Source organism: Pseudomonas sp. B13(2017), from assembly GCF_002113245.1.
Classification (GTDB): Bacteria; Pseudomonadota; Gammaproteobacteria; order Pseudomonadales; family Pseudomonadaceae; genus Aquipseudomonas; species Aquipseudomonas putida_Z.
Genome location: NZ_NEJX01000008.1, coordinates 109,423 through 134,479, shown reverse-complemented (window position 1 = coordinate 134,479; position 25,057 = coordinate 109,423). Strand labels below are relative to the sequence as shown.

20 protein-coding genes are annotated in these 25,057 nt (G+C 63.9%); 8 read left to right on the top strand and 12 right to left on the bottom strand.

The genetic code is table 11. From position 1 onward, the window contains the following. Positions 1–159 precede the first annotated feature (159 nt). From rnc to pdxJ, 4 genes are all read left to right on the top strand, one after another. On the top strand, positions 160–849 hold the full coding sequence (gene rnc / locus CAG44_RS13110; RefSeq protein ID WP_003258487.1) for a ribonuclease III: 690 nt from the start codon (positions 160–162) through the stop codon (positions 847–849). Further along, positions 842–1,744 carry a GTPase Era gene (era, locus tag CAG44_RS13105; protein ID WP_015271595.1) on the top strand — a complete coding sequence of 301 codons (903 nt, stop codon included), beginning with the start codon at positions 842–844 and terminating at the stop codon, positions 1,742–1,744. Before rnc ends, era begins: the two co-directional genes overlap by 8 nt. Before the next feature lie 124 nt (positions 1,745–1,868). Continuing rightward, positions 1,869–2,552 carry a DNA repair protein RecO gene (gene recO, locus CAG44_RS13100; protein WP_015271594.1) on the top strand — a complete coding sequence of 228 codons (684 nt, stop codon included), beginning with the start codon at positions 1,869–1,871 and terminating at the stop codon, positions 2,550–2,552. Between the two features lie 61 nt (positions 2,553–2,613). Continuing rightward, on the top strand, positions 2,614–3,336 hold the full coding sequence (pdxJ, locus tag CAG44_RS13095; RefSeq protein WP_153670549.1) for a pyridoxine 5'-phosphate synthase: 723 nt from the start codon (positions 2,614–2,616) through the stop codon (positions 3,334–3,336). A 127-nt stretch (positions 3,337–3,463) separates the two neighbouring features. Here the strand turns inward: pdxJ and CAG44_RS13090 are convergent, their stop codons facing one another. Together CAG44_RS13090 and CAG44_RS13085 are read right to left on the bottom strand one after the other, a co-directional pair. Then, positions 3,464–4,846: a heavy metal sensor histidine kinase gene (locus CAG44_RS13090; RefSeq protein WP_085692280.1), complete on the bottom strand. Its 1,383-nt coding sequence runs from the start codon at positions 4,844–4,846 to the stop codon at positions 3,464–3,466. Then, on the bottom strand, positions 4,843–5,517 hold the full coding sequence (locus CAG44_RS13085; protein ID WP_003258489.1) for a heavy metal response regulator transcription factor: 675 nt from the start codon (positions 5,515–5,517) through the stop codon (positions 4,843–4,845). The genes CAG44_RS13090 and CAG44_RS13085 overlap by 4 nt, the downstream gene beginning before the upstream one ends. A 403-nt stretch (positions 5,518–5,920) precedes the next feature. Here CAG44_RS13085 and CAG44_RS13080 point away from each other — a divergent pair, with 403 nt between their 5' ends. Beyond that, positions 5,921–6,124 (top strand): hypothetical protein, encoded by a 204-nt coding sequence (locus CAG44_RS13080; RefSeq protein WP_085590266.1) that lies wholly within the window; start codon positions 5,921–5,923, stop codon positions 6,122–6,124. Positions 6,125–6,193: 69 nt separating this feature from the next. On the opposite strand, the gene cmoB is transcribed toward CAG44_RS13080, so the two are convergent. The 7 genes from cmoB to CAG44_RS13040 all read right to left on the bottom strand — a co-directional run bounded on the left by cmoB (position 6,194) and on the right by CAG44_RS13040 (position 17,400). Continuing rightward, entirely contained in the window at positions 6,194–7,150 is a 957-nt protein-coding gene (gene cmoB, locus CAG44_RS13075; protein WP_085590264.1) for a tRNA 5-methoxyuridine(34)/uridine 5-oxyacetic acid(34) synthase CmoB, read from the bottom strand. Next, on the bottom strand, positions 7,147–7,890 hold the full coding sequence (cmoA, locus tag CAG44_RS13070; RefSeq protein WP_025340420.1) for a carboxy-S-adenosyl-L-methionine synthase CmoA: 744 nt from the start codon (positions 7,888–7,890) through the stop codon (positions 7,147–7,149). Before cmoA ends, cmoB begins: the two co-directional genes overlap by 4 nt. Positions 7,891–8,036: 146 nt before the next feature. Then, positions 8,037–8,429 (bottom strand): protease inhibitor I42 family protein, encoded by a 393-nt coding sequence (locus tag CAG44_RS13065; protein WP_075046169.1) that lies wholly within the window; start codon positions 8,427–8,429, stop codon positions 8,037–8,039. A 170-nt stretch (positions 8,430–8,599) separates the two neighbouring features. After that, positions 8,600–11,020, bottom strand: a complete 2,421-nt coding sequence (gene lon / locus CAG44_RS13055; RefSeq protein WP_025340416.1) for an endopeptidase La — start codon at positions 11,018–11,020, stop codon at positions 8,600–8,602. Positions 11,021–11,257: 237 nt separating this feature from the next. Next, entirely contained in the window at positions 11,258–13,669 is a 2,412-nt protein-coding gene (locus CAG44_RS13050; RefSeq protein WP_085614224.1) for a glucose/quinate/shikimate family membrane-bound PQQ-dependent dehydrogenase, read from the bottom strand. A gap of 30 nt (positions 13,670–13,699) precedes the next feature. After that, positions 13,700–15,034, bottom strand: coding sequence for a carbohydrate porin (locus tag CAG44_RS13045; protein ID WP_085692279.1), 1,335 nt, complete (start codon positions 15,032–15,034; stop codon positions 13,700–13,702). Positions 15,035–15,354: 320 nt separating this feature from the next. Next, the gene (locus CAG44_RS13040) at positions 15,355–17,400 is read right to left on the bottom strand and encodes a TonB-dependent receptor (protein WP_085692278.1); all 2,046 of its coding nucleotides are present in this window, start codon (positions 17,398–17,400) and stop codon (positions 15,355–15,357) included. Positions 17,401–17,565: 165 nt separating this feature from the next. On the opposite strand from CAG44_RS13040, the gene CAG44_RS13035 reads away from it, so the two are divergent. Next, positions 17,566–17,787 carry a VF530 family DNA-binding protein gene (locus tag CAG44_RS13035; RefSeq protein ID WP_003252112.1) on the top strand — a complete coding sequence of 74 codons (222 nt, stop codon included), beginning with the start codon at positions 17,566–17,568 and terminating at the stop codon, positions 17,785–17,787. A 1-nt stretch (position 17,788) separates the two neighbouring features. Beyond that, positions 17,789–18,424, top strand: coding sequence for a Pr6Pr family membrane protein (locus CAG44_RS13030; protein ID WP_085590256.1), 636 nt, complete (start codon positions 17,789–17,791; stop codon positions 18,422–18,424). Between the two features lie 119 nt (positions 18,425–18,543). Here CAG44_RS13030 and CAG44_RS13025 read toward each other — a convergent pair whose 3' ends face one another. The 3 genes from CAG44_RS13025 to CAG44_RS13015 all read right to left on the bottom strand — a co-directional run bounded on the left by CAG44_RS13025 (position 18,544) and on the right by CAG44_RS13015 (position 23,082). Next, positions 18,544–19,305 (bottom strand): siderophore-interacting protein, encoded by a 762-nt coding sequence (locus CAG44_RS13025; protein ID WP_085692277.1) that lies wholly within the window; start codon positions 19,303–19,305, stop codon positions 18,544–18,546. Further along, entirely contained in the window at positions 19,298–19,843 is a 546-nt protein-coding gene (locus CAG44_RS13020; RefSeq protein ID WP_046614772.1) for a PadR family transcriptional regulator, read from the bottom strand. The genes CAG44_RS13025 and CAG44_RS13020 overlap by 8 nt, the downstream gene beginning before the upstream one ends. An 89-nt stretch (positions 19,844–19,932) precedes the next feature. After that, entirely contained in the window at positions 19,933–23,082 is a 3,150-nt protein-coding gene (locus tag CAG44_RS13015; RefSeq protein WP_085692276.1) for a transglycosylase domain-containing protein, read from the bottom strand. A gap of 419 nt (positions 23,083–23,501) precedes the next feature. Between CAG44_RS13015 and CAG44_RS13010 the strand changes: the two genes are divergently transcribed. Continuing rightward, positions 23,502–24,920: an amino acid permease gene (locus CAG44_RS13010; RefSeq protein ID WP_075046161.1), complete on the top strand. Its 1,419-nt coding sequence runs from the start codon at positions 23,502–23,504 to the stop codon at positions 24,918–24,920. Positions 24,921–25,057 lie beyond the last annotated feature (137 nt).

Here is a 25,057-nt window from a genome sequence, read left to right as displayed (position 1 = left end):
CCCATCGGCGCTGGCCAGCAGGCAGCGCCGAATGCATTTCTGACATAGGCTGTGTTCTCAGGGATCGGGAGATTCGCCGCACATCGCGGCGGGCCACAGCCAAACAGTCTTTCAGGATGTTGATTTGAACAACGCGTTGAACAACGAACGGGTGGCTGCATGAGTGCTCCCCTTGCCCGTCTGGAGCGAAAGCTCGGTTATACCTTCAAGAACCAGGACCAGATGCTCCTGGCACTGACCCATCGCAGTTACGCCGGGCGCAACAATGAGCGCCTGGAGTTTCTCGGTGACGCCATTCTCAACTTCGTCGCCGGCGAAGCGCTGTTCGAGCGTTTCCCGCAGGCCCGCGAAGGCCAGCTGTCGCGCCTGCGCGCGCGCCTGGTCAAGGGTGAGACCCTGGCCCGCCTGGCCCGTGGTTTCGACCTGGGCGATCACCTGCGCCTGGGTTCGGGTGAGCTCAAGAGCGGTGGCTTCCGCCGCGAGTCGATCCTGGCCGATGCCCTGGAGGCGCTGATTGGCGCCATCTACCTGGACGCCGACATGGAAACGGCCCGGGAGCGCGTGCTGGCGTGGCTGGCCGATGAGTTCGAAGGCCTGACCCTGGTCGATACCAACAAGGACCCGAAAACCCGCCTGCAGGAGTTCCTGCAGTCGCGCAGCTGCGAGCTGCCGCGTTACGAAGTGGTGGACATCCAGGGCGAACCGCACTGCCGGACCTTCTTCGTCGAATGCGAAGTGGTGCTGCTGAACAACAAGAGCCGTGGCCAGGGCGTTAGCCGGCGTATCGCCGAGCAAGTCGCTGCCGCGTCTGCACTGATCGCCCTGGGCGTGGAGAATGGCAATGACTGATAGCAACCCGACCCGCTGCGGCTACGTGGCCATTGTCGGCCGCCCGAACGTGGGCAAGTCGACCCTGCTCAACCACATCCTCGGCCAGAAGCTGGCGATCACCTCGCGCAAGCCGCAGACCACCCGCCACAACATGCTCGGCATCAAGACCGAGGGTGACGTGCAGGCGATCTACGTCGATACCCCCGGTATGCACAAGGCCAACGACAAGGCCTTGAACCGCTACATGAACCGCAACGCCTCGGCGGCCCTGAAGGACGTCGACGTGGTGATCTTCGTGGTCGACCGCACCAAATGGACCGACGAGGACCAACTGGTGCTGGAGCGCGTGCAGTACGTGACGGGCCCACTGATCATCGCGGTCAACAAGACCGACCGCATGGAAGAGAAGGCCGAACTGATCCCGCACCTGCAATGGCTGCAGGAGCAGTTGCCGAACGCCGAAGTGATGCCTATTTCCGCGCAACAGGGGCACAACCTGCAGGCGCTGGAAGCACAGATCGCCAAGCACCTGCCCGAGAACGAGCACTTCTTCCCCGAAGACCAGATCACCGACCGCAGCAGCCGCTTCCTGGCCGCCGAACTGGTGCGCGAGAAGATCATGCGCCAGCTGGGTGCGGAATTGCCGTACCAGATCACCGTGGAAATTGAAGAATTCAAGCAGCAGGGCCACGTGCTGCACATCCATGCGCTGATCCTGGTCGAGCGCGACGGCCAGAAAAAGATCATCATTGGCGACAAGGGCGAGCGCATCAAGCGCATCGGCTCCGAGGCGCGCAAGGACATGGAGGTGCTGTTCGACTCCAAGGTCATGCTCAACCTGTGGGTCAAGGTGAAAGGCGGCTGGTCCGATGACGAGCGCGCCCTGCGCTCGCTGGGCTACGGCGACCTGTAAATTCGCCTGACGGCTCAGGTTACTCTGTGGGAGCGGGTTTACCCGCGAATGCGTCAGTGGGTTCACCATCGCATTCGCGGGTAAACCCGCTCCCACAGTTGTCTGGGGCTTTTAGAGAGCGTTTATGGAACAACCTGTCGGCCAGCCAGCCTATGTGCTGCACAGCCGTGCCTACAAGGAAACCAGCGCGCTGGTGGACTTCTTCACCCCGCAGGGCCGCATGCGCGCGGTGCTGCGCCGTGCGCGTGGCAAGGGTGGCAGCCTGGTGCGGCCGTTCGTGCCGCTGGAGCTGGAACTGCGTGGGCGTGGCGAGCTGAAAAATGTCGGGCGCATGGACAGTGCCGGCATCGCCGCCTGGCTGCATGGCGATGCCCTGTTCAGCGGGTTGTACCTCAACGAACTGCTCATGCGCCTGCTGCCCGCCGAAGCGCCTTTCCCGGCGCTGTTCGAGCACTACACCCTGACCTTGCAAGCCTTGGCCGCCGGTCGCCCGCTGGAGCCGCTGCTGCGCTCCTTCGAATGGCGGCTGCTGGACGAGCTCGGTTACGCGTTTTCGTTGCACCACGACGTCAATGACCAGGCGATCGCGGTCGATGGCCTGTACCGCTTGCGTGTGGACGCCGGCCTGGAGCGGGTCGAGCTGGTGCAACCCGGGCTGTTCCGCGGCACCGAACTGCTGGCCCTGGCCGAAGCCGACTGGGATGCCCCAGGTGCCTTGCTCGCCGCCAAGCGCCTGATGCGCCAGGCACTGGCGGTTCACCTGGGGGCAAAACCGCTGGTCAGCCGGGAACTGTTTCGCAAGCGCTGATCACGACGTATGCTGTGGGGCTCAATCTTCAGGAGAGCCTTTCGTGACTCACAGCAACCGCATGCTTCTCGGCGTAAACATCGACCACGTGGCGACCCTGCGCCAGGCCCGGGGCACGCGTTACCCTGATCCGGTCAAGGCTGCCCTGGATGCCGAGGAAGCAGGCGCCGATGGCATCACCGTGCACCTGCGTGAAGACCGCCGGCACATCCAGGAGCGTGACGTGGTGCTGCTCAAGGACGTGCTGCAGACGCGCATGAACTTCGAGATGGGCGTCACCGAAGAGATGATGGCCTTTGCCGAGAAGATCCGCCCGGCGCATATCTGCCTGGTACCCGAAACCCGTCAGGAGCTGACCACCGAAGGCGGCCTGGACGTGGCGGGCCAGGAAGCACGGATCAAGGCTGCGGTTGAGCGCCTGTCGCGTACCGGTGCCGAAGTGTCGCTGTTCATCGATGCCGACGAGCGGCAGATCGAGGCTTCGCGTCGCGTTGGCGCGCCTGCCATCGAACTGCACACCGGGCGTTACGCCGATGCCGAAACCCCGACCGAAGTGGCCGAGGAACTCAAGCGTATCGTCGATGGCGTGGCGTTTGGCGTGGGGCAGGGGCTGATCGTCAATGCCGGCCACGGCTTGCATTACCACAACGTCGAGGCGGTGGCGGCAATCAAAGGCATCAATGAGCTGAACATCGGCCATGCGCTGGTGGCGCATGCGCTGTTCGTCGGCTTCAAGGCCGCTGTGGCCGAGATGAAGGCGCTGATCGTGGCGGCTTCGCGCTAATCGTTGGTTGCCTGTACCGGCCTCTTCGCGGGCTTGCCCGCTCCCACAGGGAATGCACAAGCTTCAAGGCCTGTGGGGTACCTGTGGGAGCGGGCAAGCCCGCGAAGAGGCCAGTGCAGGCAGCCGATCACTCGGCAGGAAACACCAGGGTAAACCGGGTAGGCCCCAAGGGGCTGCTGCTGACCTCGACCCGCCCGCCATGCAACTGCATGATCGATTTCACGATCGCCAGCCCCAACCCGGTCCCTCCCTCCAGCCGCGAGCGCCCCGAGCCCACTCGGTAAAACCGCTCGAACAAGCGCGACTGGTGTTCTTCAGCAATACCAGGCCCCTGGTTTTCCACCGAAAGCCGAACTTCGCTGCCCACGCGCTCGATACGCAGTTCCACAGGCTTGTCATCGGGGCAGTGCCGAATGGCATTGCTCAACAGGTTCGACAGTGCCCGCTGAAACATCAGCCGATCACCCTGCGCCGTCCCCCAGCCTTGCACACGCAACTCAACCCCTTTCAGCTCGGCACTGAACGCAAACAGCTCGACAACCCGCGCCGTCTCGTCGGCCAATGCCATGGGCTTGAGCGCAACCTGGGCCTGGGGTTGGCTGACCTGGGCGAGAAACAGCATGTCATTGATGATGCGGTTGAGCCGGGTCAGTTCTTCGATGCTGTCTTCCAGCACTTCCCGGTAATTCGCGTTGTCCCGTTCGCGGGCCAGCGTCACTTGCGCCTTGCCCATCAGGTTGCTCAACGGTGTGCGCAGTTCATGGGCCAGATCATCGGAGAACTGCGACAGCTGGCTGACGCCCTGATCGAGGCGGTCGAGCATCACGTTGATGCTACTGGCCAGCTCTGCCAGTTCCAGCGGCAGGCCGGTAGCGGGCAGCCGATGTTGCAGGTCCTGGGCCGACACCCGCCCGGCAATGCGCCGGAAGTGCCGCAGTGGCTTCAGGCCGCGCTGCATCAGCCACCAGGCACCGGCCCCGATCAGCAGCAGCAGCAACGGCAGCGCGAGCAAGGTGGAGTGCAGGTAGGCCTGCAGCAGGGCGTTGTCGTCGGCGCGGTTGAGCGACATCATCACCTTGACCGGGGTGTCGTCGCGCAGGCGCATCAGCCGGGTCACGGTGAGTATCTGGTTGCCATTGCTGTCGCGCCACGCATGAAAGGCCAGGCGGGCATCGGTGCGCAGATCGCCTACCTGCGATTCCAGCGCTGGCCCCAGGCTGAGCAGGTGCGGGTGGCGGCCTTCGAGGGCCAGCACGCTGAGGCTGAGGTTGTCGTGTCCCATCACCAGGTCGAGCAAGGGATGGGCGCGGCTGCCCAGGTCTTCGCTACGCAGGTCGACCCGAAGGTTGTGCTCGACCTGCAGCATCTTGCGCGCCAGGTCCTTGCGTGCGCGGCTGTCCAGTTCGTGATCGAGGGCGAACACGGCCAGGCAGGCCAGCAGCAGCACCAGTGCGGCGCCCATCAGCGTCACGCTCAGGCCCAGGCGCAGTGACAGGCTGGCGTTTTTCAAAAGCGTGCCTCGAGCACGTAGCCGACGCCACGCAGGGTATGGATCAGCTTGTTGTCGAACGGGTCGTCGATCTTTGCCCGCAGGCGCCGGATCGAAACTTCGACCACATTGGTGTCGCAGTCGAAGTTCATGTCCCACACCAGCGAGATGATCTGGGTGCGCGACAGCACCTCGCCGGTCTGGCGCATCAGCAGGTGCAGCAGGGCGAATTCCTTGGCGGTCAGGTCGATACGCTGCCCCGCGCGGTAGGCGCGGTGGCGGCCGGGGTCCAGCTCCAGATCGGCGACGCGCAGGGTGCTGGGCTGCAGTTGCTGGTCGTTGCGGCGCAGCAGGCTGCGGATACGGGCCAGCAGTTCCGGGAACTCGAAAGGTTTGAGCAGGTAATCGTCGGCCCCCAGGTCCAGGCCCTTGACCCGGTCGGCCAGGCGGCCGTGGGCGGTAAGCATCATGATGCGCGTGGCCGATTCGGCGCGCAGCCGCTGCAGCACGGTCCAGCCATCGAGTTCGGGCAGGTTGACGTCGAGGATGACCAGGTCGTAGGGCTGCTGGCGGGCCAGGTGCAGGCCATCGGTGCCGGTGTGGGCGCAGTCGACCACGTAGCCGTTCTCGCGCAGGCCCTGCTGCAGGTAGTCGGCGGTACGCAGTTCGTCCTCGATGATCAGTAGACGCATGGGTGGGCTCGGTGTGATGAAAGGGGGCGATTCTCGACCCTGTAGTGGCATCAGGGTCAAGGCGTGGGATGTTACGGCATGAGTAAGGGCGCGCGGCGCAGATAACGGATTTGTAATCCTGGTGTTATCTGGCTGTCTGTTCGGGCCCTATCGCCGGCAAGCCAGCTCCCACAGGTACTGCACAGTTTTCAAGACCTGTGGTGATCCTGTGGGAGCCAGCTCCCACAGGTACTGCACAGTTTTCAAGACTTGTGATGATCTTGTGGGAGCTGGCTTGCCGGCGATAGGGCCTGAACAGGCAAAACAAGGCCACATTGCAAGACTGTAATCCCCGCCTCACCTTGCCGTTAGCTAGCCCTCGCTAGGATGGCCCTGTCTGATCGGTTATCACGAGGCAACCACGATGAACCTGACCAAATACCTGCTGTTGGCCACCCTTGCCCTGGGCAGCGCCAGTGTTTACGCCGAGGGCGGTGCGGAACGTTCCAAACAATTCTGGCAAGCGTTCCGCGAAGACCAGCAGCGCCTGCACGACGACAAGCAACAGGCCGTTGCCGAGCGTGAGCGCAAGGTGCAGGAGAAGGCCCGCGAGTTGGCCAAGGACTGAGGTAACAGCACCTACGCCGTGACAGCTCCTCGGCGCAGGTGTATTCGGGCGCCCATCCGGGCGCCTTTTTTATTTGCGCGCCAGCAGGGTGGCGCGGCGTGGGGCCGGCAGGCCTTCGATGGTCTTGCTGTGGTCGTTCGGGTCGAGGAAGTCGCCCAGTGACTGGTAGCGCATCCACTCGGTGCTGCGCTGTTCCTCGACGCTGGTCACGCTTACGTCGACGCAACGCACGTCGCTGAAACCGGCACGGCGCAACCAGCGCTCCAGGGCCGGTACCGACGGCAGGTACCAGACGTTGCGCATCTGTGCATAGCGGTCCTCAGGTACCAGCACCTGGTTTTCGTCACCCTCGATCACCAGGGTTTCCAGCACCAGTTCACCGCCTTTGACCAGGCAGTCCTTGAGCGCCAGCAGGTGCTCGATGGGCGAGCGGCGATGGTAGAACACCCCCATGGAAAACACCGTGTCGAAACCTTCGAGGTTGGCCGGCAGGTCTTCCAGGGCGAATGGCAGGTGCCAGGCGGGCAGCTCTGGCAGGTATTGCTGAACGGCCTGGAACTGGCAGAAGAACAGCCAGTTGGGATCGACGCCAATCACCATGTCGGCGCCGGCACCGAGCATGCGCCACTGGTAGTAGCCGTTACCGCAGCCCACGTCGAGCACGCGCTTGCCCTTGAGGTCCAGGTGCGGGCCGACCCGGGACCATTTCCAGTCCGAACGCCATTCGGTGTCCACATGCACGCCGAACAGGTCGAATGGCCCTTTGCGCCAAGGGGACAGGCCCATCAGTGCCTGGCGCATCTGCGCGCGGGTGGCGTCGTCGCAATCGCAGTCCAGGCGCAGCCCGTTGACCAAGTCGATTTCGCTCGGATTCAGGGCGGGCAAGGCTTCCAGCGCACCGCGCCAGCGGTCGAGGTCACCGTGACCCTTCTCCAGCTTGGCTTCCAGTTGCGCTTGCAGGCCTTGCGACCAGGAAGCCAGGGGCGTGCCCGCCAGGCGGCGGACGAGGGGGGACAGATCGATCATGGCAGGGCAATCAAAGAGGCGAAATTAAGGCATTGGAACCAGGGCACCACCTTCGAGAAACCGGCTGCGCGCAGGCGCGCCTGGTGGGCTTCGAGGGTGTCGGGCCTCATCACGTTCTCGATGGCGCTGCGCTTCTGGGCAATTTCCAGTTCGCTGTAGCCATTGGCACGTTTGAAGTCCAGGTGCAGTTCATTGAGCAAGTCCTGCTGTTCATCATCGGCGAAGCGCAGTTTTTCCGAGAGGATCAGCGCACCACCGGGCAACAGTGCCTGGCGGATGCGGCCGAGCAGCTCCAGGCGCTGGTCGGGGGCGATGAATTGCAGGGTGAAATTCATCGCCACCACCGAGGCGGGCTCGAAGGGCAGGGCCAGGATGTCGGCTTCCAGCACCTGCACCGGCAGCAGTTCCTGGAACATCGAGTCCTGGGCGGTGAGGTACTGGCGGCAACGCTCGACCATCGCCGCGGAGTTGTCCACGGCGATTACCCGGCAGCCGTCACTGCGCACATGGCGGCGCAGCGATTGAGTAACGGCACCCAACGACGCACCCAGGTCGTACAGCGCGGTATGCGGCTGGGCGAAGCGCGCGGCCAGCACGCCGAGGTTCTCGACGATGGTCGGGTAGCCCGGAACCGAGCGCTTGATCATGTCCGGGAACACACGCACCACATCCTCGTTGAAGACGAAGTCGGGCACTTGCTCCAAGGGCTGGGCGAAAAGGCGGTCGGGTTGTTTGCTCACGGCGGGCTCGATACAGGGTGAAACGGAGGCGCATTTTAGCCAAAGGCCGCGATTCTTGCCATGGCAGCGCTTCAGGGGCGGGCGCTGAGGGACCTCTGCGCCTGCCTGGTGGGTGTGCAGGTTGCCTATGAGCGAAGCTGCGGACTTTAGCGGACGATGATCTTGCAGTCGAAGGTTTGCACGGGGGCGATATCTGCGGCCCACGGCTGTTGGTACACCAGCACCAACTGACCATCGCCGGTATCGCTGGCCTGGTAGCGCCAGGTGGAGACACCGGCGCTGCCGACCACGTCTTCCTCCTCGGGAGCGCTATACACCTCCGGGCCAAGGCTGCGCAGTACGTTGGAGGCAGGTGCTTCGACGCGCCAGCGGTAGCCGGTGGACGGGTTGCTGGGCAAGCTCAGGATCAGCGCCTGGCCAACCTGCAGTCGCGTCGGGCATTCGCTTTCGGCGTCCAGTTCGACGGGTTGCGTGGGCTGTTGGGCGCAGGCGGAAATCAGGGCGAAGCTCAGGGGGACGAGCAGACGAGGGGCGGTCATGTTGGCTCCGGAGGCTGACGATGGCCTGAGGATAACCGATGATCAAGGAGATTTGTGTTGCTTGTGCCGGCCCCTTCGCGGGCTTGCCCGCTCCCACAGGTATTGCACAGTATTTGAAAACTGTGGTTTCCCTGTGGGAGCGGGCAAGCCCGCGAAGGGGCCGGAGCAGCTCAGAACAGGACTTTGGCCACGTCGGCGAAGCGCTTGGCGAAATGCACCGTCAGGCCTTCGCGCAGGTAGTCCGGCAGCTCCTCATAGTCCCCACGGTTAGGCTCCGGCAAGATCAGCTCGAAGATCTTCTGCCGCCGCGCCGCAATCACCTTCTCGCGCACACCGCCAATCGGCAGTACCTGCCCGGTCAGGGTCAGCTCGCCGGTCATGGCCACGCCCTTCTTCGGCGCCTGGTCTCGGGCCAGCGACAGCAGGGCGCTGGCCATGGTGATGCCGGCACTCGGGCCGTCCTTGGGCGTGGCGCCTTCGGGCACGTGCAGGTGAATGAACGCTTCGTTGAAGAAGCCAGGGTCACCACCAAACTGCTTGAGGTTGGAGCTGACGTAGCTGTAGGCGATTTCGGCCGACTCTTTCATCACATCACCCAGCTTGCCGGTCAGCTTGAAGCCGCGGTTGAGGGTGTGGATGCGGGTGGCTTCGATCGGCAGCGTGGCGCCGCCCATGCTGGTCCAGGCCAGGCCGGTGATCACGCCTTTGCCAGCCAGTACCTGCTCGCTGCGGAACACCGGCATGCCAAGCGCGGCTTCCAGGTCCTTGGTGCCGATCTTCAGCTTGGCCTCGGGGTTTTCCAGCAGCTTGACCACTGCCTTGCGCACCAGCTTGCCCAGTTGTTTCTCCAGCTGGCGTACCCCGGCTTCGCGGGCATAGCCTTCGATCACCGCGCGCAGGGCGCTGTCGCTGATACCGAGGCTGGTCTTGGCCACGCCGGCCTTTTCCAGCTGCTTGGGCCACAGGTGGCGCTTGGCGATGGCCAGTTTCTCTTCGGTGATGTAGCCGGACAGGCGGATCACTTCCATGCGGTCGAGCAATGGTCCGGGGATCGAATCCAGGGTGTTGGCGGTGCACACGAACAGCACCTTGGACAGGTCCAGGCGCAGGTCGAGGTAGTGGTCGAGGAAGTCGACGTTCTGCTCCGGGTCCAGGGTTTCCAGCAGCGCTGAAGCCGGGTCGCCCTGGTAGCTCTGGCCCATCTTGTCGATCTCGTCGAGCATGATCACCGGGTTCATCACTTCGACGTCTTTCAGGGCCTGCACCAGCTTGCCGGGCTGGGCGCCGATGTAGGTGCGGCGGTGGCCCTTGATCTCGGCCTCGTCACGCATGCCGCCGACACTGAAGCGGTAGAACGGCCGGCCGAGCGATTCGGCGATGGATTTGCCGATGCTGGTCTTGCCTACCCCGGGCGGGCCCACCAGCAGCACGATCGAGCCGCTGATCTCGCCTTTCCAGGCGCCCACGGCGAGGAATTCGAGTATGCGCTCCTTGATGTCGTCGAGGCCGGCGTGGTGCTGGTCGAGGACCTTGCGTGCGTGCTTGAGGTCGAGCTTGTCCTTGCCGTACACGCCCCAGGGCAGGGCGGTGGCCCAGTCCAGGTAGTTGCGGGTGACGGCGTATTCGGGCGAGCCGGTTTCGAGGATGGCCAGCTTGCCCATCTCTTCGTCGATGCGCTTGCGTGCCTGGTCCGGCAGGGTCTTGCCTTCGAGGCGCTGCTCGAACTGCTCGAGGTCGGCGCTGCGGTCGTCCTTGGTCAGGCCCAGCTCCTGCTGGATGACCTTGAGCTGTTCCTTGAGGAAGAACTCGCGCTGGTGCTCGCCGATCTGCCGGTTGACCTCGGCCGAGATCTCGTTCTGCAGGCGCGCCACCTCGACTTCCTTGCGCAGCATCGGCAGGACCTTTTCCATGCGCTTGAGCATGGGTACGCAGTCGAGCACTTCCTGCAACTGGTTGCCGGTGGCCGAGGTGAGGGCGGCGGCGAAGTCGGTGAGCGGCGACGGGTCGTTGGGGCTGAAGCGGTTGAGGTAGTTCTTCAGCTCTTCGCTGTACAGCGGGTTGAGCGGCAGCAGCTCCTTGATCGCATTGATCAGCGCCATGCCGTAGGCCTTGACCTCGTCGGTCGGCTCGGCTGGCTGACGCGGGTATTCCACCTCGACGAGGTACGGCGGGCGGTGGTGCTTGAGCCAGGTACGGATGCGTACCCGAGTCAGGCCCTGGGCGACGAACTGCAGCTTGCCGTTTTCGCGGCTGGCGTGGTGCACCTTCACCAGCGTGCCGTACTGCGGCAGCGCCGAGGTGTCGAAGTGGCGGTGGTCTTCTGGCGGGGTATCCATGAAGAACAGGGCCAGGCTGTGGTCTGGCGACTTGGCCACCAGGTCGAGGGTTTCTGCCCAAGGGTCTTCATTGACGATGACCGGCAGCACCTGGGCCGGGAAGAACGGACGGTTGTGGATCGGAATCACATAGACCTTGTCCGGCAGCTGCTGGCCGGGCAGGGCGAGGGCGTGGCCGGTTTCGGCCTGGGGAGTGGTGTGTTCGACTTCGCTGTGTTCGTCGGGATGTTCCGGGAAATCCTGCTGGTCGCTCATGGGGCACCTGCGTGAATGACTATGGTGCTTAGATGGGGCGGGGGGGGATGGGTTTCAATGGTAGATGATGGCAGGAGGGAAGGGGATCTTTGGTGGCCTGTTCCGGCCCTATCGCCGGCAAGCCAGCTCCCACAGGTGACCCACTGCTTTCAAGGCTAGTGGAGTACCTGTGGGAGCTGGCTTGCCGGCGATGAGGCCAGTACAGCGAGTGAGCCCCGCTGGCGGGGCTCGGCAGCTTTATTCAGCCAGTTTGTAGGCGATGATGTAGTCGCCCATCCTGGTGCCCAGCGAGCCATGCCCGCCGGCAGTCACCAGCACGTACTGCTTGCCATCCTTGCCGCTGTAGCTCATCGGCGTGGCCTGGCCACCCGCTGGCAGGCGGGCTTTCCACAGTTCCTTGCCGTTGTTCACGTCATAGGCGCGCAGGTACTGGTCCAGGGTGCCGCTGAGGAAGCCGACGCCACCGGCGGTGACGATCGAACCACCCATGCTCGGCACGCCAACCGGCATGCCGATCGGCACCGGGGTGCTGTCGCGGGTGGTGCCGTTCTTGTGCTTCCACACCACCTTGTTGGTGAACAGGTCGATGGCGGCGACATAGCCCCAGGCCGGGGCCTGGCACGGTACGCCCAGTGGCGACATGAACGGGTGCATGGTCACCGCGTACGGCGCACCGGTGTTCGGCTGCACGCCGCTGGTCTCGCTTTCACGCTTGCTGCCCTCGGCCACCTGCTCACGCGGGATCATCTTCGACACGAAGGCCATGTAGTTGGGCGAGGTGAACAGCAGTTGGCGCACCGGGTCGACCGACACGCTACCCCAGTTGAACACACCGACGTTGCCCGGGTAGATCAGCGAGCCTTGCTCGGACGGCGGGGTGTACTGGCCTTCGTAACGCAGCTCGCGGAACTGGATGCGGCACAGCATCTGGTCGAACGGCGTGGCGCCCCACATGGCCTGTTCGGTCAGTTCAGGGCCGAGCAGGTTGAGGTCGGAGCGGGCCTGGGTCGGCGAGGTGTGGTCGCCCTTCACCGCACCTTGCGGGGTGGGGATCTCGCGGATCGGCACGATCGGCGTGCCGTCGCGGCGGTCGAGCACGTACAGGCTGCCTTGCTTGGTCGGCACGATGATTGCCGGCTTCACGCCATCGTCGGTCTTCAGGTGGACCAGGGTCGGCTGGCTGCCGACGTCCATGTCCCAAAGGTCGTGGTGGGTGAACTGGTAGTTCCAGCGAGCCTTGCCGGTGGCAAGGTCCAGGGCGACCACGCCGGCGCTGTACTTCTCGGCGCCTGGGGTGCGGTTGGCGCCCCACTGGTCCGGGGTCTGGTTGCCCAGTGGCAGGTAGATCATGCCGAGGTCTTCGTCGACGCTGGCGATCGACCACATGTTGGCCGAGTTGCGGCTGTACATCTTGCCGGGAGCCAGTGGCTGGGTGTCGTCTGGGTTGTTGCTGTCCCAGTTCCACACCAGGTGGCCATCGTGCACATCGTAGGCACGGATCACGCCGGATGGCTCGTTGGTTGACTCGTTGTCGGTGACATGGCCACCGATGATCACCAGGTCACGGGTGACCGCGGCTGGCGAGGTGGAGTAGTAGCCGCCGGCGGTGAACGGGCCGATGCCGGTGGTGAGGTCGATCACGCCCTGGTTGGCGAAGCCTTCGCAGACCTTGCCGTTGTCGGCGTTGATGGCGATCAGGCGGGCGTCTGCGGTAGGCAGGTAGAGGCGGCGCGGGCAGGCCTGGGCCACGGCCTGGCCGGCGTCGGTAATTTTCGGTACCGGGCTGCCGTCGCGGCTGACGTAGCGGTTTTCGTCATAGTACGAAACGCCACGGCAGGTCATGTGGGCGAAGCCCTTGAAGGTGCCGACCGGGCTCTTGACCTGCGGGTCGTAGCGCCAGATTTCCGCGCCGGTGTCCGGGTCCAGGGCCAGCACGCGGCTATGCGCGGTGCAGGCATAGAGCATGCCGTTGACCTTCAGCGGGGTGTTCTGGTTGGTCAGCTCCACCGGGTCGTTTTCGGTCGGCAGGTCACCGGTGCGGATGCGCCAGGCCTCTTCCAGGCGGTAGGCGTTCTGCGGGGTGATCTGGCGCAGCGGCGAATAGCGGTCGCCGTGCTCGGTGCGGCCGTAAGCCTGCCATTCGCCGTCGGGCATGGCCGGGGCGGCGCTGGCCATTTCGCTGCTGTCTCGGCCCAGTTCGCCGAACACTTCACCGGGGTGGGTGAACTGGCTGCCCAGGGCGCAAGCGCCCGAAGCGACCACTGCAATGCCGAGCAGCGCAGTGTTGGCCTTGTTGGCCGGGCCGATCAGCGGGCGACGCGCCCAGGGCAGCAGCAGGACCACACCGATGGCAAACCAGATGGCCAGGCGCGGTACCAGTTGCCACCAGTCCAGGCCCACTTCGAGCAGGGCCCACACGGTGCTGCCCAGCAGTACCAGGCCGTACAGGCCCAGGGCGATGCGGCGCTGGGCCAGCAGCAGGATGCCCGACAGGGCAAAGCCGATACCGGCGATCAGGTAGTACAGCGATCCGCCCAGCTGGCTCAGCTTGATGCCGCCGGCCAGCAGGGCCAGGCCCATCAGCAACAGCAGCGCGCCGATCAGGCGCGGTAGCCAGCGGCTTCCATTGTTGGCACCTTCAGTGCTCATCGTAGGTTCTCCGTCAGGTCAAAAAGGGGGTTAGAAACTGCTCTGGATCTTCAGGCCGCCGATCAGGGCGCCATCGACCTGCGACACCCCGCCCGGGTGGCGGATGTACTGCAGGTTGGGGCGGACCGTGAGCCAGTCGGCCAGGTGGATGCCGTAGTACAACTCGGCGCTGTACTCGGTGTCCTGCACCGGCAGGAAGCCAGGGTTGTCGTAGTCGTAGAGGCCGGCGGCCTGGTTGGCCAGGCGCGCGTTCTTGCGATAGGCAGGGTTGACGTGCACACGGGCCAGGGCGAAACCGATGTCGTCCTTGGCGCGGGCGTCGAAGGGCCCTTTGTATACCAGTCCTGCCTGCACATAGTTGTCGATGGCATTGGTCTTCTTGTCGTGCACCGTGGCGTTGGCGAACAGGCTCAGGCCACGCGACTGGTCGGACGCCAGCGAAGTCACCTGCTGCTGGGCGCCGAGCCACAAGCCGTGCTTGCTCGAACTGCTGCGGTAGGCGGCGCCGCTGAGGGCTGCCGGCTGGCCGTTGCTGTCCTTGAGAACATCCTGTGCCTTGGCATTACTGTAGTAGTAGCCGGCGCGATATTCCCCTTTCAGACCATTGACCTGTGGACTCCATACCAGTTCTATCGGCATTACCGCGCCTTGGGTGCCGCTGCCGCTGAGCTTGAAGCCGTTGCCCGATTCCAGGTTCGAGGGGTTCTGCTCGAACACGCCGACCTGGGCGTAGAGCGCGTCGCTGAGGTTGTAGCGCACGCGCAGGGCCCACTGGCTGACCGGCCAGTTGTACCAGATGCCGCCCACCCAGTTGCCTACCTGCGAGCCGCAGAAGGCCAGGTTCTGGAAGTCGCAGGGGAAGCTGTTGAAGTCCTCGCCTTCGCCGAAACGGCCGAATTTCACGTCCAGTGCGCCATCGAAGTACTTCTGCTTGATCCACATCTGCGTCAGCCGCCAGGTTTCGCCACGGCCCCATACCTCCTGGGCCGAGGTGAAGCCGCCGACACGCGGGTCATTGATGCGGTCGTTGCTGATGTTGTCGCCGTGGCGCTCGGTGATGGTCAGCTGGAATTCGGTGTCGTGCCAGCCAAGAATCTTCTCCAGGTCCAGGTGGCTGCCGAAGGTGAACTGGTCGCTGTAGCGCGCGGTGCGGTCGTGGTCGTAGCCACCATGCAGGTTGCTGCCCATCTCGCCGGTGTAGCCGAGGGTGAAGTCGTAGCCTTTTTCCAGCAGTTCGCTGCGGGTGCCACCCCAGTCGCCGAGCATCCAGGGGGAGTCGCTGGCGAACATCTCGCTGGCGCCGGTGGGGGTCGCCAGGGCGCTGAGGGCAAGGCCGATGTAACAGGTTTTGGGCAGTTGGAGCATGAGATAGCGCTATCTTTTGATTATTGAATAAACGGCAAGCGCATCGAAGGGCGGGCCCTTCAATGGAAATGACGACAAGATGGTTTCGATGAAGCGATTCAGCTTGCGGCGGGGAGGATATAGGGGAAGTTGTAAGAAAAAAAGACAAATTGTCGCAGTGGATTGTTGTTCGACAGGTAACAATTGGCTGCAGAGGGGGCTGCTTTGCAGCCCAATCGCCGGCAAGCCAGCTCCCACAGGATCGCGTTGCACTTGAGGCAGAAGCAATACCGGTGGGAGCTGGCTTGCCGGCGAAAGGGGCGCGAAGCGCCCCCGCGATTTCAGAAGGTGGTACGCAGACCCACTTCCACACTACGCCCCGGCGCCGGGGCGATATCGCGCAGGATCGAGCTGGCATAGCGCACGGTCTGGTCAGTCAGGTTCTCGCCGCGCACAAACGCCAGCCACTGGCTCTGGCCAACTTCGAAGCGGTAGCCAACGCTGGCCCCCAGCGTGGTATAGCCATCGGTGCTGGTTTCGTTGGCCGGTTTGCGATGCTGCGACGCAGCATGCTGCACGTCGACCCGCGCCTGCCAGCGGTCCAGCTCCCAGACCAGGCCGCTGTTCAGGCGCAGTGGGGCGATGCGTGGCAGCGGCTCGCCACTGTCGAGGTTTTTCGCCCGGGTGTAGTCACCGGAGAGCTCCAGGGCAAAGCTGCCATAGCGGTTCTCGGCCAGTTGCCAGCGGTCCTGGGCCTCGATGCCATAGAAGCGCGCCCGCACGCCCTGGTACTGGTATTCCGGGAAACCGTCATGGTCGTGATCGTGGTCATGGTCATCCTCGCCATGGTCGTGGTCATGCCCCTCGCGGGTGTTGCCGGTGCCGATCAGGCCGATGTAGTTGCGGAAGTGGCTGTAGAACACCCCGACACTGCCCTTGTGGGTGCCATTGTCGAAACGCAAGGCCAGGTCGGTAGAAATTGCTTTTTCCTTGTTCAGGCTGGCATCGCCGACTTCAAAGGCTCCAGTGGCCACGTGGGCACCATTGGCATACAGCTCGTAGAAGGTCGGGGCGCGCTCGGTGTAGCCGAGGTTGGCGGCCAGCGACCAGATCGGGTCGAGCTGGTACACCGCCCCGGAAGACAGGCTGAAAGCGTTGAAACTGCTGGCGCTGTTGGCGTCGGCGAAGTTCTCGTTGCCTTTGGCATCCGGGTCGACCCGGGTGTGCTCCATGCGTGCGCCCAGGCTCAGGTTCAGGCGCTCGGTGGCTTGCCACTGCTCCAGCATGAACAGCGCCAGGCTGTCGGTGTCGGTGTGCGGGACGAAGGCTTCCTCGCCCAAGGCGGAGAATTCGTTGCGGCTGACCTGGGCGCCGATCACGCCTTCTACCGGCCCTAGCGGTTGGTGGCGGGCTTCGATACGTGCTTCATAGCCCTTGTTCCTGAAGGTGGTGTGGACTTCGCCTTCTTCGATTTCACGGTGCTCGTAGTCGGTGTAGCCGGCATCGACCTTGACCGAAGTGAATGGGCCGTCCAGGTCACGCAGCTCGGAGGCGAAGGCGTAGTGGTCCTGCTTCATGTCCAGGCGCACACCTGGCTCGGCCACCGAGCCATAGTTGCTGTCGTAGCGGCTGTACGACAGGCCGGCGTAACCGTGGTCCCAATGGTAGGCGCCACCCACGGCGCCACCGTCCTGGCGGCCGTCGCTGTTTTCCAGGCGGTGCTTGCCGCCGGGTTCGTCGGCGTCGCGCACCTTGGAACTGCGCGCGTAACCGGGGATGCGCAGGTCGTTGAACTGGCGGCTGTTGGCATCCAGGTGCAGGGCGAAGGCACCGTTGCCGGCCTCCAGCTTGCCAGCGCTGCTGCGGGTGGTATCGGCGCCGCCGTAGCGCAGTTCACCGGCACCTTGGATGCCCTCGATGGGGGTATCCGGGATGCGATTGTCGAAGGTATTGACCACGCCGCCGATGGCGTTGCCGCCGTAGAGCAGGGCAGCCGGGCCACGGACGATCTCGACACGGTCGACGGTCACCGGGTCCAGCGGCACCGCGTGGTCGTAGGACAGCGATGAAGCATCCAGGGCGCCGACGCCATTGCGCAGGATGCGAATGCGGTCGCCATCCAGGCCACGAATCACCGGGCGACTGGCGCCTGGGCCGAACCAGGTGGAGGCGACCCCGGGCTGCTTGTTCAGGGTTTCACCGAGGCTGCCGTGCTGCTGTTGCAGCAGGTTGTTGCCTTCGAGCACGGTGCTGGGGGCGGCCAGCTGGCTGTTGCCCAAAGGATTGGCGGTGATGACCTGGGGTTCGAGTTCCACGGCGTGGCTGGGTGATGCGGCCAGCCACAGCGCGACGGCGAGGGGAGAGAGGCGAAGCGGTGTGTACAGCATGGGGATGGGGCGTTCCTTGGCAGATGCTTTTGTATTGTTACAATATAACATCTCTATTTCAGCACAGAGGTTTTGCGCTTGGCCAGCGGTTTTTCTGTCGACTCACCTGATCCCACCCACCACTACACTCGTGTAAGGTGCGCATCTTTCCTACGGAGCACTGGCATGAGCACGGCCCAACACAACGCGCTGCACGGCAAGACCCTCGAACAGATCCTCACCGAGCTGGTGGCGCACTACCAATGGCAGGGCCTGGCCGAGCGCATCGATGTGCGCTGCTTCAAAAGCAACCCGACCATCAAGTCGAGCCTGACCTTCCTGCGCAAGACGCCGTGGGCACGGGAAAAGGTCGAGCAGCTGTACGTGAAGCTGCAGCGCCAGGCCTGACATGCCGCGCCGTCCCTGGCTGACCGGCATGGCCGTGCTGGGTTGGTTCGGCCTGGCCGTGCAGGTGTACCTGGTGCTGTTGGCGCGTTGGCAGGAACAGGCCAGTCTGGTGGGTGGCCTGATCAATGTGTTCGGGTATTTCACCGTGTTGACCAATACCCTGGTGGCAACGGTGCTCAGTTATGCGGCGTTCGGCCGGGAAGGCCGTGCCAAGCGCTTTTTCCTGTCGCCTGCGGTGAGTTCTGCGGTGGCCGCCAGCATCGTGCTGGTGGCATTGGCCTACAGCGTGCTGTTGCGTCACTTGTGGCAACCGCAGGGCTGGCAATGGCTGGCGGACGAGTTGCTGCACGATGTAATGCCCGTGCTATATGCCTTGTACTGGTGGTGCGAGGTGCCCAAGGGCAGGTTGCGGCTATGGCATCTGCTGGTCTGGGCGGTGTACCCGGCGACGTATTTTGCCTACGCGCTGTGGCGGGGGAGCGAGATTGGCGTGTATGCCTACCCGTTCATCGATGTGGCGAGCCTGGGGTATGGGCAGGTATTGCTCAATGCCCTGGGGGTGTTGGCGGGGTTCTGGGGGATTGGGCTGGTGTTGCTGGGGCTGGACAGGTGGCGGGGGCTGCACAGATTGGCTTGACCTGCACTGGCCCTATCGCCGGCAAGCCAGCTCCCACAGGAATTGCGCAGCCCTTGAACGCTGCGGGGTACCTGTGGGAGCTGGCTTGCCGGCGATAGGGCCGGGGCAGCAATAATTAATCATTCGTCGTCCGCAGTCCCGTCGGCACGCCAGTAGGCCACAGCCTTGAGCGCATCCTCAGGCAAACCTTTCTCCAGCAACAGTGCCTTGGCCTGCCGGGTCAGGGCTTTTTCCAGTGCCACCCAGCCATACAGCCGACCTTGTGGCAAGGTCAGGTTCTTCACCAGCGCCAGCAGGTCTTCCTGTTGGCGACGTACCCAGATCACTTCCACCTGCGCCTTGCTCGGCAGTGGCTGGCGTTCCTGCTCGTCTTCGATCTGGATAACCGCCAGTACCTGGCGGCCCGCTGGCAATTCCTCCAGGCGGCGGCCAATGGCCGGAATGGCGGTTTCGTCGCCGATCAGCAGGTAGCTGTCGAAGATGTCTGGCACCACCATCGAAGCCCGCGGCCCGGCAATGTCCAGGGTTTGCCCGGGTGCCGCCTGGGCTGCCCAGGTAGAGGCAGGGCCATCGCCGTGCAGCACGAAGTCGATGTCCAGCTCATTGGTCACCAGGTCGATGCGCCGTGGCGTGTATTCGCGCATGGTAGGCCGCGCGCCACCTTCTCGGCCCAGGTTACGAGCCTCGATGGCCTGCTGTTGCTCCGGCGTTTCGGCGAACAGCAGCTTGATATGGTCGTCGCTGCCCACGCTGGTGAAGCCTTGCAGCTCGGCACCCCCGAGGGTGATGCGGCGCATGCGCGGGGTCAGTTCGGTGACCCGCAGCACCTGCAGATGGCGTTGGCGGATTTCGTGGTTGACGCGGTGAATGGTGTCACTCATGGGGTGTCTCCCTGACAGGTTCGGCCGGCCCGGAGGCGATGGCCTTGGCGGTGTGGTTGAGCAGGTCGCGGACCCGCTCGATTTCTTCCGGTGTCCAGCGGCCACTGTGCATGTGCAGTGCGTGGCGCAGGTTGCCGACCGCTTCATGAATCTCTGGTGGGCGGTCGTGGCCGCGCAGGGCGCGCTTGCTGACTTCGATGCGCATGCGCACGCCGTCCAGTGCGACGGCCTGTTCGGCCAGGGCGGTGCGGCCGGCTTCGGTAATGGCATAGAGGCGTTTGCTGCCCTGCACCTGGCCGCTGATCAGCTCGGCCTCCTCGAGGAAGTTGAGGGTGGGGTAGATCACCCCGGGGCTTGGGCTGTAGCTGCCGTCGAACAGGTTTTCGATCTGGCGGATCAGGTCGTAGCCGTGGCCTGGCTGCTCGGCGAGCAGGGCCAGCATCAGCAGCTTGAGGTCGCCGGGGGCGAAGACGCGCGGGCCGCGTTCGCCACGACCTGGGCGCCGCTCGAAGGGGTCATGGGGGGTATGTTCGCGCATGGGGGCAGGGCTCCGTCGTTTGCGATATATCGTAAGATATTACTCAAGATATATCTAAAGACAAGCCCTCAATTGCAGATGATTATCATCTAGTTGTTCGATGTATCCCCTTGCGGCGTGGCTGTGTGCATGGCCACCTGCGGCGCTTTGCACTCATTCGGATTGCCCGGTTGCAGGTATGGCATGAGAATCGGAGCCATGCCTTTGAGTACCTGCACCGGCAGCGCCGAGGTGAACTTGAAGGCCTCTGCCGAGCGCCCCGGCACGAACGCGGTCAAGGTGCCGAAGTGGTTGTCGCCCAGGAAGAACACGAAGGTGGCGGTACGGTTCAGCGAGCGTGAGCCGATCAGCCGGCCGCCAGCACCAAAGCTTTCGATGCGGTTGTCACCGGTACCGGTCTTGCCGCCCATCACCAGTGGCGTGCCGTCCTGCAGCTTGAAACTGCCGGAAATACGCCGCGCGGTGCCCGCATCCACCACCTGCGACATGGCGCCTTTGAGGGCGCGCGCCACTTCGACCGGCAGAATCCGCACACCCCGGTCCGGGTCGGTGACCAGCTTGGTTTCGTAAGGCGTGTTGGCAGCGAAGTGCAGGGTGTCGATCCGCAAGGTCGGCAGGCGCACGCCGTCGTTCTGGATGATGCCGACCAGTTCGGAGAGGGCAGCGGGGCGGTCGCCCGAGCTGCCGATGGCGGTGGCCAGCGAGGGCACCAGGTGGTCGAATGGATAGCCCACGCGCTTCCAGCGCTGGTGAATGTCGAGGAACGCTTCGATCTCGACCATGGTGCGAATGCGGCTGTCACGGGCGCCCTGATGGCGGCTCTTGAACAGCCAGCCGTATACCTCCTGGCGCTCGAAGCGGCTGGCATTGACCATTTCGGTCAAGGTCGAACCTGGGTTCTTCAGCAGGTAACCCAACAGCCACAAGTCCAGCGGGTGGACCTTGGCGATATAGCCCTGGTCGGGCAGGTCGTACTTGCCCGGGCCGTAGGCGTCGTACATCTCCGACAGGCGGCCATCGGTCAGTTTGCCCAGGACGATCTTGTCACCCTTGAGGTGGGCGCGGACGAAGGCGTTGAAGGTTTCCTGGCCAGCCTCGGGGAACAGGTAGCGGTGCACGGCCGCCAACCGTTGTGGGGTCACGCGCATGCTGTCGAGGAAGGTGTCCAGACGCTGCTGCGAGGTCTTGCGCTGGTATTTCTTCCAGAAGCGCATCAGGTAGTTGGTGCCTTCCTTGTCGGCGAAACGGGCCAGGTATTCCTGGCGGCGCGGGTCGGAGTCGTCCTTGAGCAGCGGCACGCGGTTGTACGGCTGCTGGTAGGTCACGTAGCGCACCAGGTCGCGCATCAGGCGGATGAACGGCAGGTTGATCGACTCGCGCAATGCATCCTTGAGGGTTGGGTTGCGGCTGTTGTCTTCCTTGCGGAAGTTGTTGAACACATGCATGCCGCCGCCGGTGAAGAAGGCTTCGCCGGTGTTGGCCGAATACTTGCGTTCCAGCGCTGCATCGAGCATCGCGTCCAGGCTCTGGTTCTTGCTGTTCTGCGCCAGCCATTCCAGCGACCACTGGCTGATGCGGTCGAGTTCGGCGACTTCGACTTTCTTCAACTCGGCGGCAGGCTTGCCGGCGTACTTGTCGTGCAGTTCGGCGATGATCTCCAGGTAGGTGGTGAGCACCCGCAACTTGGCGGTGGAACCCAGCTCCAGCTTGCTGCCTTCGTTGATGTCGAATGGCTGGTCGGTGCTGTCGGTCTGCACCCGCACCCGCGAGCCGTCGGCGGTGCGCTCGAACAAGGTGAAGCTGTAGCTCACTTGATCGGTGGTCTTGGCGGTAAGCAGGCGTTCGCCGATCAGGCCGATCTGCGCCGCGAATTCAGGGTCGGCAAGGTTTTTCAGGTACTGGCTGACCTGCAGCTGCAGGTCGGACTGCAGGGTACTGGTGGCCGACACGTCGAGCCGGTCGAGGTCGTACAGCGGGCGGTTGAGCATGGCCGCCAGGCGGTTGCGTGCCAGGCTGATGCCCTTGTTGGTGACGATCGGCACGATGGTCGGTTGCGCCACCCAGTCGCGGTATACCGCCTTGCTGGCCAGTGCAGCGTCGGCCAGTGGCTGCTCGATGACCTTGTTGGCGGCCAGCACGCGGATGTGCGCGTCGGTCAGTTCGGCCAGTTCGAGCCGCCCCTTGGACAGGTAGTGCGACGGCCGGCGCTGGGCAATCATCAGTGACAGCACCTGGCGCAGGGCCAGGCCGCGTGCGGCCATGCTCTCGGGGTCGCTGGCGGTGGAGTTCAGGGCCTGGTTGACCTGGTCGAAGTCGGCGCCGTACCACACCCGCAGCCCCTCGGCCATGCCATGCACTTCGCCATGCCCAGGCACTGCCGACAGCGGCACGCTGTTGAGGTAGTCCCGCACGATGCGCTGGCGCGCCTCGGTGGTGTCAGGGCCGCCCTGGTAGGCGCGCACGCTGGCGGAAATCATCTGGCGGATCTTCTCGGCGCCGGAAACGGTCAGGCCGTCCGGTGAATGGCGGTACTTTTCCAGCTGCGTGGCCAGGGTGCTGCCGCCAGCGGACTGGCCGGGCAGGGCCAGGTACTTGGCCACCTGGCTGTAGGCGGCCTTGGCGAAGCGCGGCCAGTCCACGGCCGGGTTGTTGCGCGGGTCCTTGGTGTCGAGCAGGTCGCGGTTCTCGATGAACAGCAGGCTGTTGACGATCACCGGCGGGATCGCCGCAAAGTCCGGGTACAGGTGTTGCGGGTAGTTGTACTGGTACAGCATGTCGCCGCGGCAGTCGGTGATCGACAGGCCAGCCTGGATTTTCTCGATATAGGGGGCGAACAGCCCATGATCGACGTAGTTCATCAACGCCGGCGAGAACTTCACCTGCTCGCTGATCAGGTAGTCGCGCTTGAGCAGGCGCGGCAGGAATTCGCCCAGCGCGCTGTAGCCCAGGCGTTTGTCGAACGGCCCTTCGCCGGGGTAGACGATGGCATCGCTGGGGCCTGGTTGCAGCGAATAGGTGAGGGTGCTGGCCAGCTTGCTGAATTCCCGCGACTGCAGGTTGGAGGTGCGGAATTCGTCATACGCAGCGAAGCCGATGGCCACCAGCGCCACCAGCAGGATGAGGATGATCAGCCGCCACCATAGCCGACGCTGACGGGGGGACTTGGGTTGTGGCGTCTCGGCCGGAGGTATCTCGGGTGCTTCCGTTCTGCTTGGTTCCGATTGCCACAGTGCGCCCATAGTCTTCTATCCGGCCAGGTATTTTCGTCTTGCTTGTCTGAAGCTTAGACGTTGAGCGGGTCAGGTGAAAAATTTGTAAGAGACGGAGAAAAGTGGCGTAGGGCTATGCGGCTTTGGTGTGGGTTTTTTCGTCAGGCGATATTGCTATGGTGGCCAGGAAATTTTGCGGCCGCTTTGCGCCCGATCGCAGGCAAGCCAGCTCCCACAGAGCCCGAGTTCTCGCCAAATTTCTGCATATTTACAGTGAAAACCCCTACAACGGTCTTCCTATACTGCTCGCCCCCTTCGCCTTGCCGGGCGCTCTATTCCGGCACACGGGCCGGCCCACAAGGCCAGCTCGGCAAGCCAACGCCACGCCTATCGGCCTGGCCGGTGCTGCACGAAGGTCAAATCCAATAACAAAATGAGGTTGTATTGCTATGCCAGTCGGCAACCACCCTGCCCACGGCCAGGCCACCGAAGGCGGCCCGCTCAAGCGTGAACTGGGCGAACGGCACATCCGCCTGATGGCGCTGGGCGCCTGTATCGGTGTCGGTCTTTTCCTCGGTTCGGCCAAGGCCATCGAAATGGCCGGCCCCGCCATCATGCTGTCCTACATCATCGGCGGCCTGGCCATTCTGGTGATCATGCGCGCCCTTGGCGAAATGGCCGTGCACAACCCTGTCGCCGGCTCGTTCAGCCGTTATGCCCAGGACTACCTCGGCCCGCTGGCGGGCTTCCTCACCGGTTGGAACTACTGGTTCCTGTGGCTGGTGACCTGCGTTGCCGAAATCACCGCGGTGGCCATCTACATGGGCATCTGGTTCCCCGACGTACCTCGCTGGATCTGGGCCCTGGCGGCGCTGGGCAGCATGGGGGCGGTCAACCTGGTGGCCGTCAAGGCGTTTGGTGAGTTCGAGTTCTGGTTCGCCCTGATCAAGATTGTGACCATCATCGCCATGGTCCTTGGCGGCATCGGCATCATTGCCTTTGGCTTCGGCAATGACGGCGTGGCAGTGGGTATCTCCAACCTGTGGAGCAACGGCGGCTTCATGCCCAATGGCGTGACCGGCGTGCTGATGTCGCTGCAGATGGTGATGTTCGCCTACCTGGGCGTGGAAATGATCGGCCTGACCGCCGGTGAAGCACGCAACCCGCAAAAGACCATCCCACAGGCCATCGGCTCGGTGTTCTGGCGCATTTTGTTGTTCTATGTCGGTGCGCTGTTCGTGATCCTGTCGATCTACCCGTGGAACGAAATCGGCAGCCAGGGCAGCCCGTTCGTCATGACCTTCGAGCGCCTGGGCATCAAGACCGCCGCTGGCATCATCAACTTCGTGGTCATCACTGCAGCGCTGTCGTCGTGCAACGGCGGCATCTTCAGCACCGGGCGCATGCTCTACAGCCTGGCGCAGAACGGCCAGGCCCCGGCGGCCTTCGCCCGTACGTCGAAGAACGGCGTGCCGCGCAACGCGCTGCTGCTGTCGATCGGCGCGCTGCTGCTGGGCGTGCTGGCCAACTACCTGGTGCCGGAGAAGGTCTTCGTCTGGGTGACTTCGATCGCCACCTTCGGCGCGATCTGGACCTGGGTGATGATCCTGCTGGCGCAGCTGAAGTTCCGTGCCGGCCTCACCACTGCCGAGCGCAAGGCACTGAAGTACCGTATGTGGTTGTGGCCGCTGAGCTCGTACCTGGCACTGGCCTTCCTGGTGCTGGTGGTCGGCCTGATGGCGTACTTCGAGGACACCCGCGTGGCGCTGTACATCGGCCCGGCGTTCCTGGTGCTGCTGACGGTGCTGTACTACGCGTTCCGCCTGGCGCCGAAAGACGCGCAGGGTGTAGCCAGTACTGCTTCCTGATCTGAAATGGCTGGGGCCGCTTTGCGGCCCTTTCGCGACACAAGGCCGCTCCTACAGGCGACCGCGCCAGCTGCATGGGTCGCGGTCGCCTGTAGGAGCGGCCTTGTGTCGCGATGGGCTGCGTAGCAGCCCCAGGG